Below are 21,304 nucleotides of genomic sequence, written 5' to 3'. Positions count from 1 at the left end.
CGATATTTTGAGAATAAAATTGGTGTTTTAATCACAAAAAAGCCCAACTGTTGTTAGGCTCTATGATTAAAAGATAAGACTGTTTTGTTAATTGCTATTGTAGCTTATGTTTAGCGTGTAATCTTTGGCACGGGCAGTATTCAAATCCACGCTTGCCTCTACACCCACCGTCATCATACAATAAATACTGTCTTTATTGACAAAACTATAATAAAAACCATCTCGCTTTCTGGCAATCAAATTGACCGTCATTTGGGTGCCGTCCACCACAAGCGCTTTGGTAGCAATTTGATAATTATGCCTATCAATCGGCTTATAGCTTGGCGTGGCAGGTTCGCCATTAACAAGAAACTTTTGGGCATTATTGGTCAAATAATCCACGATATTTTGCCAATGATTGACCGCACCGTATGGCGGTGCTTGCTTGCCTTGACAATAGGCATTATAAAAAGCAGGACCGCTGTTATTTTTAACAAGATCACCATTTTTGTCGGTATAAGTAAAAAATTGAAATGTTTCGTTTAATGGCTCAGTAATACTGCCCGCTTTTTTAAAAGTATAGCGACTAGGGGCATTGACAGCATTTATATCAAAACCATCAACATCAACACGACTTACACCAAAATCCACGACTTTTTGGGCATTGCCCATACCCACCGCTTGGCTACCACCTGCAATGATATCACTGTCATTGACAGTAATTTTTGGATAGGGTTTGTCATCACGCATACACGCATAGATTGTCTCGCCATTAGACTCGCCCACTTTTTTAAATTTTGGACCAAGCAAGCCATTGTAAATTACAGGAGAGCAGTTTTCTGCCTGTGCCTGCGGTATTATGACAACAGACAACAACCCCAAAAACGCTACCGCCATAAGGTGCTTAACGGTCTTGTGCTTAACAGTCTTATGCTTCATACGATTGGTATATGTTGTCATCATTGCTCCTCGTTGCTTGTCAGCACCACGCCCACCACATAATCGTCCGATACCACCACCTGCTTTGGCTGATGACCACTCGCCTGCACAGTATAAGTGCCTGTTGGCAGTTTATCAAAGAAAAAATAGCCGTCTGTATCGCTTTGGGTGGTGGCAATTTTATGGTTATTTTGCCAAAGTGCCACCTGCCCCACCCCCAAAGACAGTCGCCCACGAATGCCATAAGTTTGGCTGATGTGCCAGTTGATGTGCGTTGGCAGTCTTGGGGCGATCTTGGCAACAGCTTGGGCTGGCAAGGCATATTGGATTGGCAAATCTCGCCCATCTAAACCAATCTTGTGTACGCCTTTTGGTAAATCCAGTAAATAAGTGCTTTTGTTGTTGTCTTGACTTAGGGTGCTGGCAGATGTTAGCCGACCATTGACATCAAAAAACATCTGTTCATACGCTGATTTGTTGGCATTATCATCGTGAGTTAGGGTAATGACCGCCTGTCCATTGGTGCTATTGGTCGCTGTATATCTGCCAAGTTTTGGCAAGCTTGCAGGCGGTTTATAAGCGTTTAGCGACAGACGCAAAAACCACTCGCCACTTTGCCGACCCATTTCACGCCCATTCAAACGACCATCAAAGCCATTTGACACAGTGCCGTGCCGATAGCCTGCCCCAAGGCTCATACCGTTTTGGGTGTGATACTGCCAACTGCCGTCAAAGCCGATTTGATTGGTTAGGTTTTGCCACGATACGCCAAGCGATACCGATTGATTGTCCGACAAGCGGTGCTGTACGCTACTGGCAAGCAAAACTGGAATTTTGTCTTGGCTTTTGGTGCGTGCCATTTGCAGATGATTTTGTAAAGTGGTGTGGTAACTTAGTCTGTGCGACGATGACAAATGGTGCTTATCAGGGTCTATGCTGTACGCATAAGTGCTGGCAAATTTGCCTGTGGGATAATCTTGGCTGATACGATATCGCCAGTAATCATCTTTTGACCGATATTGTACATCGTGGCTCATATGGTCGTTGATACGAGTGCGTGCGTAGATGTTGGTTTGGTTGTCGTCTTGGGTAATTGACAAATGCGTGTCGTGGTTTGGGGTGTAATACAGCCCAAAATGATGATGAGTTTGGTGGTTGTAACGACTGTAACGATAATTGCCACGCCAGTGGGTGCGTTCATAATTGGTATCTAGCCGATAATTGCCACTGCTTTTATAGTCAAGCACAATATTAGTATAACGATTTGGGGCGATATTTGCCCCCACCTGCCACAAGGTAGGCTTGTCTTTGGCGTTTTTATGGGTATTTTTGCTTGCCCCTGCATTGATACTGAGTTTGTTATTCACGCCATAAGCAAACTTAGCATAACCAGCATCTGCCCCTTTGTCATCAAACACACCCACACGCCCAAGCCCCGCTTGCACCAAAAGCTCATCGGTCGCCACACGACTTTCACGCCTGCCAAGCGATATCGTTTGAATGCTGACAGGTATTTGTGCATAAGGCGTGTCAAAAATAGCCACTTCAATCAGACTTTGGCGGTCTATGGCAGACATATCCAAATTCAAAAACTCATAGCGTCCGTCTAGCAGGCTTTGCACCGTGGCAACCGCCACGCCATTTATGCGTAGCTTAGCCACTCCGCCTGCCACGCCCACCCCTTTGATGTGCTGTAAGTCGTGAATGTCGGTATTTAACAAGCTACTGGTTTTGCCGTCCAAATAAGGGGTCAGATGTCGTTTGATATTGGCATTGCTATACGCCAAATCCACACCTGTCATCGTCTCAAAAGGCGTGCTACTGCTACCTAGCCGAATGGCGGTTTGGTCGGTGGCATACGCCCAATAAGCGTTATCTAGCACAGTTTTTTGGCGGTTGTCTTTGGCAGTCGCCACGCCCCAACTGCCCCCCATTGCATAACCAAAAGCATCTAAATTGTAACCATACCGCCAAGAACTGTCATTGCCTGTCATTTGCGTGTCAAAATGCACGCCTTGCACCCCAAACTTGCTTGGAAAATGGGTAATCTTGGGCAAATTGGTAGGTGTTTTTTGGGATTTTGGTAAAGTGGCACGCATCAGATGAATGTGTAAATCAGACGGTGAATAAGTGGCACCAATGCCAAGTTTGCGTAAAGCGTCAAACGACAAATACGGCATATTTTGCCACACGACAACATCATCACTTGCCAAAACCGTCCGCCCCAAAGGCGTATCAAAATGCCAACCGTCCGCTTGCTCTTGGGCGGTTGTATCAAGAGACGACAAATCAGTTAGGCTAATATAATAACGCCCGTCTTGCCACAAAGCGTCTATGTTGCCCATTTGGCTGTGATTGATTTTTAGCCCAAGTAGGTGTAGCTCGCTTGCCTGTACGCTAACCATTCCACCAAGCACCACACCCACAAATACCGAGACAAGTTTCATCTTAGTGCCTGTTGTATAGGTTTTACAGTTTGCATAATAGGTTTTACAGTTTGCATAATTGTCAATGGCATAAATTGCACAAATCGCTTGGCACTCATTATTTGACCGCCAAACGAATGGGTAGCTGATACTGCGAGCCAATTTTGACCACCGCCAAGCTGTCGCTTTGCGATACAATCGGATTGTCAATGTGTTGTTTGATGTTCAAAAACGCATAATGGCTTTTTTGGGCAAAGTCATCAGGCAAGCGAAACGACAAGCGAATGGTCTGATAACCGCCTGCTTTGATTTCAAAATCTTGTGGGGCGATGAGTGTCCACGCTTTGAGCGTGTCTTGACCGCTGGCAATCGGCACAAAATCGCTGTCCACATCAGCAAGCTCAACTTGTATGCGTTTTGGCGTATCGCCATAATTATAAAAAGTAACCGATGTGTCCACACGCTTATTCAAAGTCTTTGCGGTCAAATCAAGTCTTGGCGGTGAAATGCCAAGCTGGGCAGGGGGCATTTGCAAGGTCTGTCCTGTGGCGTTTTTTTGGCTCACCACAAGCTGTGTGCCTGTATCGGTTTGCACCACATCGGTTTGTAAATTGGTGGCATAGGCACAAGTGCTAAGACTGATACTCGCCCACAGCCCCAAAGCCCAACTGCATTTTTTAATCATAAAACACCCAAAAGTCGTCTGTCCGAATTAAAAAGGCTGTTAGGCATAACGATGCACCAAAACAGCCTTTTTTAGTTAGGTAAGTTAGGTAAGTTAGGTAAGTTAGGTAAATTGTGTTGTAAAGAATTATTTACCAGTTAGTTTTAGAGTGAAAGTTGCATCGTCAGCTTGGTGTAACCCTGCTTTTGTTGCACCAGTCAAATCTAAATCAAAGGTAATATCGCCTGTGGTTGGTGCCCATTTAGAATCTAATTCAATCTCAGTTCCGCTCTTGTTGCCTTGGCTAACTTTGGCTTCTTTGGTTAAAACAACTGAATCATCGCCTTTTTTATGCTCAGCCTTTGTATTTGCAATAGCTAATTTTGCTTTGCCATTCTCAGTTAAAGTACGCACGGCCCAAGAATTTTTTAGGACAACAGGAATGGTGGTAGCATTAGTACGACCTGTGATGTCATTTAAATTCATAGGAGTGTCGGAAACACCAGCACCATCTGCGTTACCGTCATTGTCCGCTACTTGAATGTTGCCAGCAAAATCATAAGTACCTGCCCCTTTACCTGTCGGCATATCGTATTTATTTGGCTCAAATTGAATGCCTGCTTCTTGCCAGTGATATAATACCAAAATCTCTGGTAGCGTTACCTTTAAATTCATAGTACCGCTAACATTATCAGCACTAGCGGTTGAAATGGTTGCACCGACAATGGCGGTGGCTAATAGTAGTTTTTTTAGCATATCTTGCTCCATAAAAATGATTAGACATTAGGTATAACTTTTTTATATTATAAAATAAATCAAAATAAATAGAAGAGTTTTTTGTAAAATTATTTGGTAGTAATCCAAAAAGTATGCTGTAACAAAAACTAAAAAGACAACTTGAACAAAAGTTGGTAATTTACGGTTATGAAGACACAAATTACCATTACTTGCTCAGGTTGCCTATCGGTTAGTATAAAGAAAAATGGCATAAAAAGCCATGGCAAACAAAACTATTTTTGTAAACACTGCCACAGACATTTGTTCATCATTTACAGCTTACTTACAAAGATTGTTAGTCTTACATAGATGGCAAAATACGCTTAATGTTAGCTCGTGGTTGTAGTATTGCTGACATTGTGATGCTTGAACAAGTGAGTAAGGGTAAAGCACTTAGCGTGCTTGCAAACAGTAATCACCAAATCAAACCAAGACCAAGCATTACAATACCTTAGAGATGGATGAGTTTTGGACTTACGTGGGTAACAAGAAAAACAAAGTTTGGCTCATCTATGCGTATGATAGACACACAGGTGAGATTGTTGCCTATGTATGGGGCAGACGAAACCTTGCTACTGCCAAAAAACTCAAAATACAACTTACCCAACTAGGCATTACTTTCAACAAAATTGCTTGTGATGATTGGGACAGTTTTCTTGTTGCTTTTAAGCACTCTATCAAACAAGTTGGCAAACGCTTTACCGTTGGTATTGAAGGTAATAACACAAGGCTTAGAACCTTTGCTAGGCGAGCATTTAGAAAAACGTGTTGTTTCTCTAAAAACCTAACCAATCATCTTAAAGTATTTGACTTGGTGTTTCATTATATCAACTATGGGTGGGTGTAGCATACTTTTTGGACTAGAGCCCGTATTTTTTGTAATCAATCATCCAACCCATGCCCAAACCCCCAAAAATGTGCTAAAATTTAAACAATCCCTTCCCCACTCACAAACAAGGAGTTTGTATGTCTGTATCCACCCTAAACCTAAGCGTCAGCGACAAGCTTAGCCCCAAAAAAACCAAAGCCCAGCCCCATCTGGTCGTCTTTGCCGACAGCGATGCCAAGATTTTGGGCAACCTTGACAGCGGTCACCTAGACCGTGCCAACGCACTCATCAAAGCCAGTGGCTTTAAAGGCTCGGTCGGTGAGAGCGTGACCGATTATGGCATTGATGACGGACATGTCATCAGCGTGATTGGTACAGGCTCGCTGGACAAGCTGGCAGGGCAAATGCCAAAACTGGGCAAAGCCACCTTTAACACCATCAAAAACAGCAAATCTGCGGTCGTGGCGTGGGGCGATGTCATTTGCCAAAAGCACTTTGGACAGTTTGTCAATGCCTTACTGCATGCCGAATACCGCTTTGAACCCTACAAATCCAAAAAAGGCGACAAAATCGCCCTATCTGCTGTTGAATTTATCAACACCCAAGACACCAAAGCCGACTACGAAAACGCCCTAGCCATCGCTACTGCCACACACATCGGGCAGAGTTTGGCTCGTGATGTCGCCAATGACGCCCCCAACATCATGACCCCTGCTGAGCTTGCCAAAGTTGCCGAAAAACTGGGCAAAGACTACAAAGACGTGGTCAGTGTGAGCGTGCTTGGTGAAAAAGAGATGAAAAAACTGGGCATGGGCTGTTTCTTGGCAGTTTCACAAGGTTCAGACAACGAAGGCAAACTGGCAATCATCGAATACCACGGCAAATCAGGCAAGAAAAAGAGCAAACTAAAAGACCCCATCGCCCTAGTCGGCAAAGGCATTACCTTTGACACAGGCGGTATCTCACTAAAACCATCAGCAGGCATGGATGAGATGAAATACGACATGGGCGGAGCAGCTGCCATGCTTGGCACCATCAAAGCGGTGTGTGAAGCTCGCCTGCCACTGGATATGGTCGTGGTGCTTGCCTGTGCTGAGAACATGCCATCGGGCAAAGCCACTCGCCCATCAGACATCGTAACCGCCATGAACGGCATGAGTGTTGAGATTCTAAACACCGATGCCGAAGGTCGTCTGGTGCTGTGTGACGCCCTGTGCTACGTCCAAGACAACTACAAGCCACGCACCATCATCGATGCGGCGACCCTGACAGGGGCGTGCGTGATTGCCTTGGGTGGAGTGCGTTCAGGGTTGTATTGTAATGACGAAGACACGCTGTTCGCCTTAGAAGAAGCAGGCGAGTACACAGGCGACCTAGTATGGCAAATGCCCCTAGATGATGCCTATGATGAACAGCTCAAATCCACCTTTGCAGACGTCCAAAACATCGGCGGGCGTGAAGGCGGCTCTATCACGGCAGCGTGCTTCTTGCAACGCTTTATCAAAGAAGGTCAAGCATGGGCTCACTTAGACATTGCAGGGACAGCATGGTCAGGTGGCGACAACAAAGGAGCAAGCGGTCGCCCTGTCCCCATGCTCATGCGTTACTTAGTGGGACAAGCAGACTAACCCCAACAAATCATCATTCAAAACGACCATATGTGCATGGTCGTTTTTTTGCCTTTGAGAATTATAGGGAGTGCCTACCATTGATAACATTTTTATAAAATAAGATGAAAATTTAACGCTTTTATCTATTTTTGCATGAAAAATGGCCAAATCTTGTGGCTCGAAGGCGAAAACTTGCTTGATAGAACAACTATCAATCTCAAGTTTTCTCCTTGAAAAACGTGCGATTTTTCGTGGTTTTCATTGCAAATACCAAAGGCAGGTACGCCCTAACAAAATAAAAATTCATTAACACCTTTATTACAAAAAGTGGTATAGTTATCACATTTTGTAATCTTATCATCTTGTGATTTGACAAGTGTTTGTTAATAAGGAATGATTCATGCGTCAACTTGTGAATGCATACATGCGTGTGGGACTTGTGCCACTTATTTTGATTGCCTTAGTGCTAGGCGTGTTGATTGGCAGTGTTACCAAAGAAGTTGGTATGTCGCTTGGGGTGCTGGGCGATGTGTTTGTCGGAGCCTTAAAAGCAGTCGCCCCGATATTGGTGTTCGCCTTGGTACTATCTGCCGTGGCAGGATTTAAGAGCAGTAGTGATGCTCGGGTCAAGCCTGTCATGCTACTGTATGTGGTGGGGACATTTACCGCTGCTTTGACTGCTGTACTGGCAAGTTTTGCCTTTCCCATTGAACTTGTGGGTCTGGCCGACATACAAGCGGTAGAACAGTCCGCCCCCCAATCTTTACGTGAAGTCCTAAAAAACCTACTCATGAATCTGGTCGCCAACCCCGTGACCGCCCTTAGCAATGCCAACTATCTGGGTATTTTGACATGGTCGGTACTGATTGGTTTGGGGCTACGTCATGCGTCCGAGACCACCAAGACGGTCGTACATGACATCTCAAACGCCGTCTCAGCGGTGGTAAAATGGATTGTGGCGATTGCCCCATTTGGCATCTTAGGACTGGTATCAAAGACCGTGGCAGAGACAGGTTTTGACGGTCTGGCAAGCTACGCCAAGCTACTTATCGTACTGGTTGGTGCCATGCTGTTCATCGCTTTGGTGGTGAATCCGCTCATCGTCTTGGTCAAGACTCGTAAAAACCCCTACCCGCTCGTTATCGCCTGCCTGCGTGAATCAGGAGTGACGGCATTTTTTACCCGTTCGTCCGCCGCCAACATTCCAGTGAACATGAACCTTGCCAAAAAACTTGGGCTAAACGAAGACACCTACTCACTCACCATTCCGCTGGGGGCAACCATCAACATGGCGGGGGCTGCCATCACCATCAACATCCTAACGCTTGCCGCCGCTCATACCCTTGGCGTGGAAGTCAGCTTCTTCCAAGCCCTACTGCTTGCCATCGTTGGCTCTGTCAGTGCTTGTGGTGCCTCAGGCGTGGCAGGTGGCTCACTACTGCTCATCCCATTGGCGTGCGGACTGTTTAATATCTCCAACGACATCGCCATGCAGGTCGTTGCCATCGGCTTTATCATCGGTGTGGTACAAGACTCGGCAGAGACTGCCCTTAACTCATCAACCGACGTGCTATTTACCGCTGCTGCCGACCCTAAATATGCTTATAAAGGTTAAGAGATTCAAAGGACAAAAGGAGCAATGATGAAAAAATTATTATCAACTCTCATCACAGCAGGGATGCTGGTCGGTTGTGCCAGTACACCTGCTACACCGCCTGCCATGCCATCTCTACTGGTCATGCCCAACACCAAAAAGACCAACGAATCGCTTAGCCCTGATACCTATGTGGACGGTGTGGGCATGCTTCATTTTAAAGACTATCACGCTAAAGTCACTTATGGCGACAGGATTTATCTGCTTGATAGCTATGTCGTTCCATTAGAGCAACCTTTTTATATCCATGTGCGTACAGCAGATGGCACAGCGATTATGGCAGATACCGCAGTCAAAATCGCCATCAGCTATATCACCCCCAAAGGCTGTACCGAGCCATTAGTTCGCCGTGCAGACCTAGACAAAAGCACTAATGATAAGAGTGAATGGATTATCGGTGTGGCGTGCTAATTCCTTGTTGATCCAAAAAACAAAATCGGACACTAAGTCCGATTTTTTTATACTTAAATAAAATTTAGTGCAAAGTTAGATGTCTTTGGGCTTAAACCCTGCTGGGCGTTCATAGTCGCCATTGTCTAAGAATAATTCACGCTGTTCAGCGATGAATTTTTTGGCGTCTTTGTCCACCATACTCAGGTGTTTTTCGTTGATGAGCATGGTTTGTAATTCTAGCCATTCGTCCCACGCTTTTTTTGAGACGGTGTTTTGGATTTCCTCGCCTTTGGCATTGGGGAAAGGCGGATTTGGCATTTTTGGCAGATTTTCTTGGTATTTACGACAAAATACAAGGTTGGCTTTGGGGTTAAACATTTCGGTCATTTGTTGGGTTGCCTTTTTAGTTAATAAGTTTGTTATTTAATTCTTGATACAAAGGGAATTTGGTATCCACACTTGCTAGATGGCAATCGTGAATTAAAGCGGTGGCGATGACAAGTCTGTCCCAAGGGTCTTTGTGATGTTCGAACAATTCAACTGACAAGCTGGCAATTTCTGGTGTGATGTTTAAAAATTCAATGTCAGTTAATTCCTGAATGCGTGTTATCCAAGCGGTATAATTAAGCCCATTTGGCAACACAACCCGATTGTGACGAACAAGCCAATTAATCTCAAAACACGAAATGGCTGAAACATATACTTTATCATAAGTATCAACCGCTTGTTTGATTTTATCAGAAAGCAAATCAGGCTCATTGACATGCCACAATAAAATATGCGTATCCAATAAGAGTGATTTCATTTAAAATGCTCCCACTCTTGATAACTTTCTGACATATCAAAAATATCGCCCACAATTTGCATTTGTCCTTGCAATTCTTTTGGGGGTTGGCGTTTGGGTTTGGGCGTGTCCTGTTTTTGTTTTGGCAAAATCAGCACTTCCACATCAGACACATCAGGCGGTGCGTCTATCCAATGGATTTGATTGCCATTGATTTTAGCTTGATAGGCGATAAGCATATTTTCCCCCTATATTTTTCATAGATTTCTATCAGTTTATAAAAATTTGAAAGTGATTGCAAGGGTGTTTTTTAAAATCAACATTTCAAATTAAGGCAAGTCTTAATTTTGTTTTTTTGCAAAAAAAACCTGCCAATCTACCCAAACAAAAACCCAATACTTAACTTCACGCATTGGGTTTTATCAATCACGCTTTAATTAACCTTTAACTCGACCACGCCCCCGCTCAATCGCTTTTACCACCTGCTCTGGGGCGGTACCACCGATATGATTACGAGCGTTTAGCGAGCCTTCTAGGGTTAAGCAGTCAAAGACATCATCGCCGATGAGCGGACTAAACGCCTTTAACTCATCAAGGCTAAGCTCACTCAAATCCACGCCTTTTGCCACACCCAACGCCACCGCACTCCCAACCACTTCATGAGCATCACGAAACGGCAAGCCCTTTTTAACCAAATAATCCGCCAAATCAGTCGCTGTGGCATAGCCTTTCATCGTGGCGGTACGCATATTTTGGGCGTTTGGCGTGATGTTTGGGAGCATATCGGCAAAGGCGATGAGCGAGCCTGTCAGCGTGTCCACGCAGTCAAACAGGGGGTCTTTGTCTTCTTGGTTGTCCTTATTGTACGCTAGGGGCTGATTTTTCATGAGTGTGAGCAGAGTTGTGAGCTGTCCGAACACACGAGCGGTCTTGCCACGCACAAGCTCTGGCACGTCAGGATTTTTCTTTTGGGGCATGATGGACGACCCTGTACAAAAGCGGTCAGGGATATGGATAAAACCAAACTGTGCCGACATCCACAAAATCAGCTCTTCACTCATGCGAGATAGGTGCATCATCAAAATGCTGGCGTTGGCGGTAAATTCAATGGCAAAATCACGGTCAGACACCGCATCGAGCGAGTTCTCACAAATGCCGTCAAAGCCAAGCAGACGAGCGGTGATTGTGCGGTCAATGGGATAAGTTGTCCCTGCCAGAGCCGCCGAGCCAAGTGGCATTTGGTTAATGCGAGTGCAAGTCTGGGCAAAACGCTCGCTATCACGGCAAAGCATCTCAAACCACGCCATGACATGATGAGAAAAACTCACAGGCTGGGCGGTCTGCAAATGCGTAAAACCCGGCATGATGGTCGTGGTGTGTTTGCCTGCCAAATCAAGTAGACCGTTTTGTAATTTGCCAATCAAGGCGATGATTTTGTCGGTCTCATCTCTTAGGTACAGGCGAATGTCGGTTGCCACTTGGTCGTTACGGCTACGCCCTGTGTGCAGTTTTTTGCCGACATCGCCAATCAAGGCGGTCAAGCGACTCTCAATGTTCATATGAACGTCTTCTAGCTCCACACGCCATTCAAATTCGCCACGCTCAATCTCGCCTTTGATTTGAGTCAGTCCGTCCACGATTTGACGGCTTTCATCGGCGGTGATGATACCGCACTGCCCAAGCATGGTGGCGTGGGCGATAGAGCCTTGTATGTCTTGATTTGCCATGCGTTTGTCAAAATTGACCGAGGCGGTAAATTCGGCAACAAAACGGTCGGTGGCTTCGGTAAAACGTCCGCCCCACATTTGGGCGGTTTGGGTAGTAGTCATGATAATGCCTTATTGATAAAAATAAGACGTATCTTAGCAATGAATGTAGCAGAGTACAAGCGGTTTTGCTGTTTTATGGCATTATTTGCACTTTAACCAGCTTTAAGCATGGCTTATCACTGCTGGGAGATGGACTTATGCGGATTATTTTTGCGGTAACGAATGGAAGCTATCACAGACGCCACGATAAAGGCAACCCCGATAAGCCCCGTGACAATCTCTGGCACATGAAATTTCATCGAGATAAGCATGATAATCGCCAACGCACCAATGGCATAATGAGCCCCGTGTTCTAGGTACACAAACTCATCTAGCGTGCCTTTTTCGACCAAGAAAATCGTCATCGAACGCACAAACATCGCCCCAATGGCAAGACCAATCATGATGATAACCACGTCATTGGTAATGGCAAACGCCCCAATCACGCCGTCAAAACTAAATGACGCATCTAATACTTCTAAATATAAAAAGCCTGCGATACCGCCTTTGGCAATCGCGCCTGCCACTTCGTTGCCGTCCACTTTGTCATCGTCATCATCACCTTCTAAGAAAGTAGATAGCACATTGACACCCATGTAGATAAGAATACCCCACACGCCTGCCATAAGGACAGCAGGTTCGTGAGCTTCATCCACCCACGACAAAGATGTCATCAAAATCACAATCGCCACAAACACGCTCATGGCATCGACTTTACCAAACTTAGCAAGGCGTTTTTCAAGCCAGCCAAACCAATGAATGTCTTTGTCGTCAAATACAAAGTTCAAAAAGACAAGCAGTAGGAACATACCACCAAAAGCAGCAATCTCAGCATGGTGTGCCATGAGCTTGGCGGAGTATTCTTTGGGGTTATTGAGTGCCAAATCGACAACTTCTTTCATGCCCATGTCTGCCGTAACTGCCACAATGACAATGGGGAACACCAGTCGCATACCAAAGATAGCGATGAGCATACCAACGGTTAAGAAAATCGTTTTCCAAAACTTATCCCAATGCTTTAAAACGGACGCATTGACCACCGCATTATCAAAGGACAATGAGATTTCCATCAGTGCCAGCACCATTGTAATAAACAGTGCCGAGAGCATGGCGGTTGTCCCACCGTGCGTAAATCCCCAATACGCCGCCCCAATCAAGCAGGCGATGGTAAAAAAGATGTCAAAATAAAAATGTTTAAGGGTTTTCATCATGGATGAGATGTTCCTGTTTTATAACAAGAAAAGCAATAAATGGGGCGTGCCTGCCTTTTGTATTTGCAATGAAAAATAGGGGAAATCGCCCGTTTTTCAAGGAAAATTCCGCAGTTGATATTGAAATATCAACAAGGATTTTGACGATGAAAACATCCGACCACTTAATCAGGTAAATTTTAAGAATTTAATTTAATTTAACTTTTTAAATTAAGTGGTCGGATAGCCATTTTTCATGCAAAAACAAGTGGTTTGTTTTTACAAATTTTTAAGATTTAAATTGTGTTATAAAGGGTAGGCACGCCCCAATCATCGCCCTTATCTAGCTGTTGGTAATTTTATGATATTTGGCAAGTAGCTCATCTTCGCTCTCGTCATAATCAGGGTCTTTGGGGATGCAGTCCACAGGGCAGATGTCCACGCATTGGGGCGTGTCATAATGTCCCACGCATTCGGTGCATAGGTCGGGATTGATGACGTAGATGTCATCCCCTGCTGAGATGGCTTCATTGGGGCAGACAGGCTCACACACATCGCAGTTGATACAGTCGGTTGTGATTTTAAGTGCCATGGCTTAATAGTCCCTGCCCCATGCCACGAGCATGGTTTTGGCGTCCAAATCCACATTAAGCACGATGTCGCTGTGCCACGGAATGAGCCTGTCTTCGCCATCCACGCTCTCGGCAGTCGGCTTGACCGAAATGATGGCATGGGCAGATGTCTCGAACATCTCTTTGATGACGCCCAAATTATCGCCTTCTTCGTTAATGATTGTCAGCCCCACCAAGTCCGACCAATAATACTCATCATCATCTAGCGTAGGCAAATTTGATTTATCCACCCAAACGCTCACGCCATTCATGGTCTCTGCCACGTTACGGTCAGGCACTTCCTTAAAACTTGCCACCAACCCTGCCCCCTGCTCTCGCCAGTCACTGACCGTCAAAGGGCGAAAACCGAGTGCTGTTTTCATGTACCAATGAGGCATGTCAAAGATGTCCGAGCGGTTGTCAGTCAAGCTAAATACCCACAGCCAGCCCTTAATGCCATAAGGTTTTTTTAGGGTAGCGATTTGGATGAGCGTGTCGGGATTGGGCGATGTTGTCATGGCGTTTTAAATAAATTAATAAAAATAAATGCTTGCGAGGTAAATAAGAGTTTTGACTTATTTTAAAACCAGTAAAGAGATAAATAAAAATCGGTCTGCATGACACTCATCAATCAATGATAAGAGACACACAAACCGACACAAGATGTCAGCGATTACGCTTTGTTGCTAGCCTTAACCAGTTGAGCAACACGGTCAGAAGGCTGAGCCCCTTTACCAATCCACGCATTATAAGCGTCTTGGTCAATGCGAAACGCTTCTTCTTGACCACGAGCCAGTGGGTTAAAGAAGCCGATACGCTCAATGTGGCGACCGTCACGAGACGCACGCTTGTCAGCAACAACGATTTGGTAGAATGGGCGTTTTTTTGAACCGCCACGAGCTAGACGAATAACAACCATGATAATTCTCTCTTGAATTCATTAAATGATAAAGTATTTGCAAGAAAAAACTGGTCGCCAAAAATGTGAGGATGAGCCGATGGCAAAACCAGATTTATAAAAAGACCCTAATTATACCAATTTTTATGCCATTTTCAAAGTAATTTTTTAAAAATTCTCATGCCGTGATGCAATACCCGACAACATGGGCATAAATTGGTTTGACAAAGCAATTTCCGACTTTATGCACAAAACGTGTGTTAAAATAGAGCGTATCGCACTTTTATCCCATTTTTATGAAAAAAAATTACAAGTACTGGCAACTTAAAATCAGACACACGCTAAATTCTAACACATGGCAGACGGTCAGCATGGTGATTTTTATCGTCTTTGCCAGTATCGCCTTATCGATTTGGCTCATTTGGCGAAGCCTGTATCTGCCTGAGATTAAGAATCACGCCAGTTATTTGGCAAGCGAGCTGACCTTTATTGACAACGCCAATCGGAGCTTTGCAGACGACCCTGCCATGCTCAAATGGGTGCAGGACAACAGCCATGTGCAAATCATCAGCGACCCGAGCGAGTTTCCTGTGGTCAATGACAAGATAGTGGCTGACTTTTTTACCGACATTTTTGCAGGGCAAGTCAGCCGAGAGCTTGGGCGTGAGGTCAAGGTTTATTTTAAGTTCAAACCAACCCCGAAGCTGTGGATTTGGGACAGCAAATACCCCAACGTTTGGCTGCGTGAGCCTGTCATTCACTACTCGCAGTACAGTGCGGGGTTACTGGCAGGTTTTGTGTTTGGCTTGCCGATTTTGACCATTTTGGTAAGTCTGGTTTTGGTGCGTCGCCTAAATCGCCCACTAAAAAAACTAGAACGCACCGCCAATGACTACATTCATCTAGGACATGCGACCGTGCTACCCGAGGTTGGCTCAAATGAGATTCGTAAAGTCAATACCGCCTTTAACCGCCTATTTCACACTCTACATCAAGCCCAAAAAGAACGCACCATCATGCTCGCTGGCATCAGCCATGACCTACGCACGCCCCTAACTCGCATGCGACTGACTGCCGAGATGTTGCCTGATGAGTTTTTTCGAGAAGGGTTGGTGTATGACATCGAGGACATGGATGCTATTTTGGAGCAGTTCATGTCATTTATGAAAGACGGCTCGGATGAAGCAGTGCGAGCGACCAATTTGGAGCTGATTTTCCATGAAATCAGCGTGCAGTTTAATGACGTGCGTTTTGTCTATGACAATCGGGTCGCCGAAGATGTCATGGTGCGTCCTTTATCCATGAAACGCTTGATTGTCAATTTGGTCAATAATGCGGTGCGTTATGGGCGTGAACCCATCCATTTGGGGGCGGTGATTGACTATCGAGACGCTGATGATTTGACCGCCAACACCCTTAAAAAAAGAATACTCACCATCAGTGTGCGTGATGAGGGCGAGGGTGTGGCGGAGAGTGAACTACAACGTATTATGCAACCTTTTGAGCGTGGTGAGACAGCACGGACAACCCAAGGCAGTGGGCTAGGTCTTGCCATCGTCAGTCGTATCGCTCACCTGCACCAAGGCGAGGTCATCGCCCGCAACCATGACAATGGCGGGCTAGAAGTTCTTGTGCATATTCCTTTGGTAGATAATACACGAAGCACAACTGACACATCAGACAATCCGACAAACCATGACGTCAGTGAAGATGACAAAACTAGCTCCGATTAGACTGATACATATCAGTTAATGAATTGACGTGATTTTTAATTATTTTTGATAGTAGTCCAAAAAGTATGCTGAACTAGGTTTTCCGTTCGCCCTGAGCCTGCCTGCGGGTCGGAAAACCGTTAGGTTTCCCAAGCTCACCACGAACGGTTTTCTTTGTAGCATACTTTTTGAACCAGAGCCTTATTTTTTACCAATCTCAGGGGGCAACTGATTGGTCGTATTGGTAAAGCTGACGGGGGCGACAAGACTGGCTTTGGCTTGCTCAACATTCTTATCGGTACTAGGCACCAGCAAAAAATAACCCAACAGAGCCGCATTGGCAAGCACCAATAATCCAAAAAGATAAGGCATATTGACATCCTAAGATAAATTTATGATTTATTTTAGCATAACCTCGCCAAAATGCCACGCCAGTTATCTGTATTTATCGCTATTCGTCTGTGCCGATGAGTTTTTTCTCACTTTTTGCGCCCGTCAGCTCATCTGCCACGATAACCACGCCCACCTGTTTGACTGGCCATTCCATGGTAAATCTCGCCCCGTGCAAACTTGGGCTTTCATCCACACTCATGTTACCGCTAAACCAAAACGCAATGCGTGAAACAATGGACAGACCAAGTCCATAGCCACCTGACGCACGGGTACGACTGTCATCGAGACGGGCAAAAGGAATGAACACTTTCTCACGGTCAGCTTCAGGAATGCCATGCCCATCATCTTCGACGGTGACAAATGCCATGCCTTTTTTGACCCCTGCACTGATGATGATGGTGCTTTTGGCATAACGCAGGGCATTGCCCGCTAAGTTTTGCACCACACGGTGTAGATAACGCCTGTCTGCCATCGCCACCACTTTTTGGGCGGGCGGTTTGATTTTTATGGCAATGGGTTTGCCCAAAGCATTGGTCTCACGCTCGATTTGTTCAAGGAGCTCTTTTAAGCACACCATTTCCCAATCCATCTTTGGAGAGCCTTCTTCGAGCTTGGCATAGGTTAAAATTTCATCAATAAGCTCATTTAAAGAAGCAATGTCATCATCAATATACTGCTTTTGTACCTGCCGTGACTCATAATCATCGTCATCAGCAAGCATGTCCACCGCAAAACGAATGCGTGCCACTGGTGTTCTTAACTCATGCGAGACGGCACGGGTCAGCTCACGCTGAGACTCGATGAGTCTTTTGATGTGACGAGTCATGGCATTAAAGGTTGATGACAGACGGGCGATGTCATCATATCCTGCCACTTGCACCATGGTGTCAAGTTTACCTTCGGCAACTTTATTGACCCCCATTTGTAAAAGTTGTAAACGTCGCTCTAATGGAAAAATCAGGGCATATACACCAAAACTCACCAACAACAAGCAAGTCAGCACAATACTAATGATGACATCCAAGGAAAAGAAGTTAAACAAAGGTACGGTTACCACCAACACTTCATTAGGAATGGTTGATGCCATCATGACCGATAGGTGGGGCCTTTGGTTTTCATTGTCAAAACTAAGCACTGCCTTGCCAGTATTTAGTCGGTCAAACTGCTCTTTATCCAAGCCCAAAGTTGATAAAGGCAATAATGCCATGGAATAACCAAATTTTTGACTTAGATGAGCAAGACGTGCTTGCTTACCTGCCAAAGATGGATAATACTGTAATTCATCCAACAAAAACCCCATAACAGCATGAATTTGACGTTCATTAATGCGATCAAGCTCGGCAGACAGCACACTGCCATCATTGTCTATGGCATGATACACCATCGAATGATGTGAAATTTCATCATAGCGAACCACTGACTTGCCTTCTTTTAATCTTTTTAATTCGCGACCTTTAAGTTCAAGGCCATCCATCGGCACGACATGAATCTCTGACCCAAATTCCCGACCAATCGCCATAAGCCAAGACTCTTTTTCTTCCACAGATCGTCTATCATAGGATGCTGTGCCTAAATAAAAAGCAACCGTGGCAATGGATTCTCGATAAGATTGCAGGCGTTGCTGGTTAATTGCCTGCATGAGAAAATAGCCAAAAAAGGCAACCAAAAAGCAGACAAGCAAAAGCCCTGCATAAATACGAAAAAAGATACTACGTTCGGTGATTGATGAGAGTGCCATACCATTGACTTATCATGAGTGAAAATAAAAAGCCAGCGATGTGGCTGGCTTTATTGTAGCATAGCTTGGATATTGACTGATGTTAAGATTACAATTAATTGCCTTCTTTAACAAACAGATAACCTTTACTACGCACTGTTTTGATACGTTTGGGATTTTCTGGGTCATCGCCAATTTTTGGACGAATACGAGAAATACGCACGTCAATTGAACGGTCTTGACCATCGTACTCAATACCACGAAGTCGCTCAAAAATATCTTCACGAGATAAGATACGACCTGCATTTGACGCAAGCAGCCAAAGCAAATCATACTCAGCACTGGTAAAATCAACCAATTCGTCATTTAGGGTAACAGAGCGACCGCCATTGTCAATGACCAAATCACCAAATTCCAAACGCTGTGGCGTGTCATCTGTCGGTGCCGAGTCAGAGCGACGAAGCAAGGCACGGATACGGGCTAGCAATACTCGGGGCTGGGCAGGTTTTGCCACGTAATCATCCGCCCCCATCTCTAAGCCTAACACCTGATCCATGTCTTCGGTGCGTGCTGTTAACATTAAAATCGGCTGAGCATAGTGTGGGCGTACTTCACGGCACACTGTCAAGCCATCACTACCTGGCAACATGACATCAAGCACCACCAAATCAGGCTGTTCACTAATGATGCGACGAATCGCACGAGTGCCATCAGTTTCAATCGCCACGTCCAATCCGTTACGTCTGAGATAGTCTTGGGTTAAGACGGCAAGACGCTCATCATCTTCAACAATCAGAATTCGGGGAATGTCTTCTTTTTCTGGGGCTGTTGTTGTCATATATTGTCCTTGAATACATCAAAAGATACATCAAAATCAGGTAATGCCATCAATCAATTAAATCTGCTTAATAGACGTGCTTATTTTATCAAATTTTTTGACGATAAGCACGATTTTTCATCAATAATTAAGCAAATAATTAAGCACGGTTTTTGTACTTTTGAATGGTTTGTAGCTGTGCCAATGACTCTGCCAATGCTGTCAGGGCAGCAGTGGTATCAATATTAGCACTTTGATTTGCCAAGGCTTGCTCAGCATTGCGACGAGCTTCGGCGATTTTTGCTTCATCCAGATTACTGGCACGTTCTGCCGAATCAGCAAGCACGGTCACAATCTTAGGCTGAACTTCAAGTACGCCACCTTGTACATAAATCACTTCATCTGTACCATCGGCTGATTTTAGGTGCAAAGGACCTGGTTTTAGCAAAGTAATGATTGGCGTATGACCTGCCAAAATACCAAGCTCACCATCAATACCCGAAGCCACAAGCACGCTAATCTCACCTGAGTAAAGCTCTTCTCTGGCACTGACCACTCGGCATGTAAATATTGCCATGATGACTCCTATCTATTTTATATCATCGTTTTGTCCGTGATAAAGTCAGTTAAGATTGGATTTCTCCAATCTTAACTTTGGACATTAAGCAGCTTTTAGCTTGTCAGCTTTTGCAATCACTTCATCAATACCGCCGACCATATAGAAGGCTTGTTCTGGCAAGTGGTCATATTCGCCACTGATGATGGATTTAAAGCCAGCAATGGTATCACGCAGTGCCACATATTTACCAGGTGCCCCTGTAAACACTTCTGCCACGTGGAAAGGCTGTGATAGGAAACGCTGAATCTTACGAGCACGATAAACAACTAGCTTATCTTCTTCTGACAACTCATCCATACCCAAGATGGCAATGATGTCTTTTAACTCTTTATAACGTTGTAGTAATTCTTGCACACCACGAGCGACATTATAATGCTCATCACCGATGACTTGTGGGTCAAGCTGACGCGATGTTGAATCTAGTGGGTCAACCGCAGGGTAGATACCTTGTGAAGCGATATCACGGCTAAGTACGACCGTTGCGTCCAAGTGAGCAAAGGTTGTCGCAGGCGATGGGTCAGTCAAGTCGTCCGCAGGAACGTAAACGGCTTGTACAGAAGTAATCGAACCTGACTGAGTAGAAGTAATACGTTCTTGCAACGCACCCATCTCTTCGGCAAGTGTCGGCTGATAACCTACCGCAGATGGCATACGACCTAGAAGTGCTGATACTTCGGTACCTGCTAGGGTATAACGATAGATGTTATCAACGAACAACAGAACGTCACGACCCTTGCCAGTGGCTTCATCTTTTTCGTCACGGAAATACTCTGCCATGGTCAGACCAGTTAGAGCAACACGCAAACGGTTTCCTGGTGGCTCGTTCATCTGACCGTATACCATCGCAACTTTTGACTTGGTGAAGTCTTCGGTATTAACAACGCCAGCTTCTTGCATTTCGTGATAAAAGTCGTTACCCTCACGAGTACGCTCACCCACACCTGCAAACACGGACAGACCTGAGTGTTTTAGGGCGATGTTGTTAATAAGCTCCATCATATTAACAGTCTTACCAACACCGGCACCGCCGAACAGACCAACTTTACCCCCTTTTGCAAATGGGCAAAGCAAGTCAATAACTTTAATACCAGTTTCTAGTAGCTCTGTTGAGTTAGATTGTTCATCATAGCTTGGGGCTTCACGGTGGATAGACCATTTTTGTTCAGCATTCACAGGACCTGCTTCATCGATTGGACGACCCAATACGTCCATGATACGTCCTAGTGTTGCTGTACCTACAGGCACAGAGATGGGTGCACCTGTATTAGAAACAGGTAAGCCACGTTTTAGACCTTCGGTAGAACCCATGGCAATGGTACGTACCACGCCATCACCTAATTGTTGTTGTACTTCCAAAGTTGTTTCGGTGCCATCAACACTTAATGCATCAAAAATTTGGGGTACTTGACCACGGCTAAACTCAACGTCAATTACCGCACCAATAATTTGTACAATACGACCGCTCATTGCGTTCTCCTAAATAT

The 21,304-nt window shown here is 45.0% G+C and carries 21 protein-coding genes and 1 pseudogene; 5 read left to right on the top strand and 17 right to left on the bottom strand.

All coding sequences use genetic code 11. From position 1 onward, the window contains the following. Nucleotides 1–87: 87 nt before the first annotated feature. The 4 genes from K941_RS0106385 to K941_RS0106365 all read right to left on the bottom strand — a co-directional run bounded on the left by K941_RS0106385 (nucleotide 88) and on the right by K941_RS0106365 (nucleotide 4,764). Nucleotides 88–939, bottom strand: coding sequence for a hypothetical protein (locus K941_RS0106385; RefSeq protein WP_115341041.1), 852 nt, complete (start codon nucleotides 937–939; stop codon nucleotides 88–90). Beyond that, nucleotides 939–3,365: a carboxypeptidase-like regulatory domain-containing protein gene (locus tag K941_RS0106380; RefSeq protein ID WP_029102962.1), complete on the bottom strand. Its 2,427-nt coding sequence runs from the start codon at nucleotides 3,363–3,365 to the stop codon at nucleotides 939–941. The genes K941_RS0106385 and K941_RS0106380 overlap by 1 nt, the downstream gene beginning before the upstream one ends. A 97-nt stretch (nucleotides 3,366–3,462) precedes the next feature. Further along, nucleotides 3,463–4,029 carry a fimbrial biogenesis chaperone gene (locus K941_RS14935; protein ID WP_051225925.1) on the bottom strand — a complete coding sequence of 189 codons (567 nt, stop codon included), beginning with the start codon at nucleotides 4,027–4,029 and terminating at the stop codon, nucleotides 3,463–3,465. A 126-nt stretch (nucleotides 4,030–4,155) separates the two neighbouring features. Further along, nucleotides 4,156–4,764 carry a hypothetical protein gene (locus K941_RS0106365; RefSeq protein WP_029102961.1) on the bottom strand — a complete coding sequence of 203 codons (609 nt, stop codon included), beginning with the start codon at nucleotides 4,762–4,764 and terminating at the stop codon, nucleotides 4,156–4,158. A 168-nt stretch (nucleotides 4,765–4,932) separates the two neighbouring features. Here K941_RS0106365 and K941_RS14930 point away from each other — a divergent pair. From K941_RS14930 to K941_RS0106345, 4 genes and pseudogenes are all read left to right on the top strand, one after another. Then, a pseudogene (locus K941_RS14930) lies at nucleotides 4,933–5,632 on the top strand (IS1 family transposase). Between the two features lie 119 nt (nucleotides 5,633–5,751). Continuing rightward, nucleotides 5,752–7,242, top strand: coding sequence for a leucyl aminopeptidase (locus K941_RS0106355; RefSeq protein WP_029102960.1), 1,491 nt, complete (start codon nucleotides 5,752–5,754; stop codon nucleotides 7,240–7,242). A gap of 382 nt (nucleotides 7,243–7,624) precedes the next feature. Then, nucleotides 7,625–8,839, top strand: a complete 1,215-nt coding sequence (gene sstT, locus K941_RS0106350; RefSeq protein ID WP_029102959.1) for a serine/threonine transporter SstT — start codon at nucleotides 7,625–7,627, stop codon at nucleotides 8,837–8,839. Nucleotides 8,840–8,866: 27 nt separating this feature from the next. Continuing rightward, entirely contained in the window at nucleotides 8,867–9,289 is a 423-nt protein-coding gene (locus K941_RS0106345; RefSeq protein ID WP_029102958.1) for a hypothetical protein, read from the top strand. A gap of 75 nt (nucleotides 9,290–9,364) precedes the next feature. Here the strand turns inward: K941_RS0106345 and K941_RS0106340 are convergent, their stop codons facing one another. From K941_RS0106340 to rpsP, 8 genes are all read right to left on the bottom strand, one after another. Further along, the gene (locus K941_RS0106340; RefSeq protein WP_029102957.1) at nucleotides 9,365–9,658 is read right to left on the bottom strand and encodes an oxidative damage protection protein; all 294 of its coding nucleotides are present in this window, start codon (nucleotides 9,656–9,658) and stop codon (nucleotides 9,365–9,367) included. A 16-nt stretch (nucleotides 9,659–9,674) separates the two neighbouring features. Next, nucleotides 9,675–10,076, bottom strand: coding sequence for a type II toxin-antitoxin system VapC family toxin (locus tag K941_RS0106335; protein WP_029102956.1), 402 nt, complete (start codon nucleotides 10,074–10,076; stop codon nucleotides 9,675–9,677). Beyond that, a complete protein-coding gene (locus tag K941_RS0106330; protein WP_029102955.1) occupies nucleotides 10,073–10,294 on the bottom strand; it encodes a hypothetical protein in 222 nt (73 codons plus the stop codon). Before K941_RS0106330 ends, K941_RS0106335 begins: the two co-directional genes overlap by 4 nt. Before the next feature lie 198 nt (nucleotides 10,295–10,492). Next, a complete protein-coding gene (gene argH, locus K941_RS0106325) occupies nucleotides 10,493–11,860 on the bottom strand; it encodes an argininosuccinate lyase (RefSeq protein WP_029102954.1) in 1,368 nt (455 codons plus the stop codon). A 140-nt stretch (nucleotides 11,861–12,000) separates the two neighbouring features. Beyond that, nucleotides 12,001–13,071, bottom strand: coding sequence for a DUF475 domain-containing protein (locus K941_RS0106320; protein WP_029102953.1), 1,071 nt, complete (start codon nucleotides 13,069–13,071; stop codon nucleotides 12,001–12,003). 325 nt (nucleotides 13,072–13,396) lie between these two features. Further along, nucleotides 13,397–13,645, bottom strand: a complete 249-nt coding sequence (locus K941_RS0106310) for a YfhL family 4Fe-4S dicluster ferredoxin (RefSeq protein ID WP_029102952.1) — start codon at nucleotides 13,643–13,645, stop codon at nucleotides 13,397–13,399. A gap of 3 nt (nucleotides 13,646–13,648) precedes the next feature. After that, nucleotides 13,649–14,182 (bottom strand): ribosome maturation factor RimM, encoded by a 534-nt coding sequence (gene rimM / locus K941_RS0106305; RefSeq protein ID WP_029102951.1) that lies wholly within the window; start codon nucleotides 14,180–14,182, stop codon nucleotides 13,649–13,651. A 155-nt stretch (nucleotides 14,183–14,337) separates the two neighbouring features. After that, a complete protein-coding gene (rpsP, locus tag K941_RS0106300; protein WP_029102950.1) occupies nucleotides 14,338–14,583 on the bottom strand; it encodes a 30S ribosomal protein S16 in 246 nt (81 codons plus the stop codon). A gap of 275 nt (nucleotides 14,584–14,858) precedes the next feature. Here rpsP and K941_RS0106295 point away from each other — a divergent pair, with 275 nt between their 5' ends. Beyond that, on the top strand, nucleotides 14,859–16,295 hold the full coding sequence (locus K941_RS0106295) for an ATP-binding protein (RefSeq protein ID WP_029102949.1): 1,437 nt from the start codon (nucleotides 14,859–14,861) through the stop codon (nucleotides 16,293–16,295). Between the two features lie 180 nt (nucleotides 16,296–16,475). Here K941_RS0106295 and K941_RS17065 read toward each other — a convergent pair whose 3' ends face one another. The 5 genes from K941_RS17065 to atpD form a co-directional block, all read right to left on the bottom strand. Beyond that, nucleotides 16,476–16,646 carry a hypothetical protein gene (locus tag K941_RS17065; protein ID WP_156892305.1) on the bottom strand — a complete coding sequence of 57 codons (171 nt, stop codon included), beginning with the start codon at nucleotides 16,644–16,646 and terminating at the stop codon, nucleotides 16,476–16,478. Nucleotides 16,647–16,725: 79 nt separating this feature from the next. After that, nucleotides 16,726–18,405: an ATP-binding protein gene (locus tag K941_RS0106285; protein ID WP_029102948.1), complete on the bottom strand. Its 1,680-nt coding sequence runs from the start codon at nucleotides 18,403–18,405 to the stop codon at nucleotides 16,726–16,728. Nucleotides 18,406–18,499: 94 nt separating this feature from the next. Further along, nucleotides 18,500–19,222, bottom strand: a complete 723-nt coding sequence (locus K941_RS0106280; protein ID WP_029102947.1) for a response regulator — start codon at nucleotides 19,220–19,222, stop codon at nucleotides 18,500–18,502. 139 nt (nucleotides 19,223–19,361) lie between these two features. Next, nucleotides 19,362–19,778 (bottom strand): F0F1 ATP synthase subunit epsilon, encoded by a 417-nt coding sequence (locus tag K941_RS0106275; RefSeq protein WP_029102946.1) that lies wholly within the window; start codon nucleotides 19,776–19,778, stop codon nucleotides 19,362–19,364. An 84-nt stretch (nucleotides 19,779–19,862) separates the two neighbouring features. Further along, complete coding sequence (gene atpD, locus K941_RS0106270) at nucleotides 19,863–21,287, bottom strand: F0F1 ATP synthase subunit beta (RefSeq protein ID WP_029102945.1); 1,425 nt, start codon at nucleotides 21,285–21,287, stop codon at nucleotides 19,863–19,865. Nucleotides 21,288–21,304 lie beyond the last annotated feature (17 nt).

The organism is Moraxella caprae DSM 19149 (assembly GCF_000426885.1).
Lineage (GTDB): Bacteria > Pseudomonadota > Gammaproteobacteria > Pseudomonadales > Moraxellaceae > Moraxella > Moraxella caprae.
This window is presented reverse-complemented; position numbering and strand designations above follow the sequence as displayed.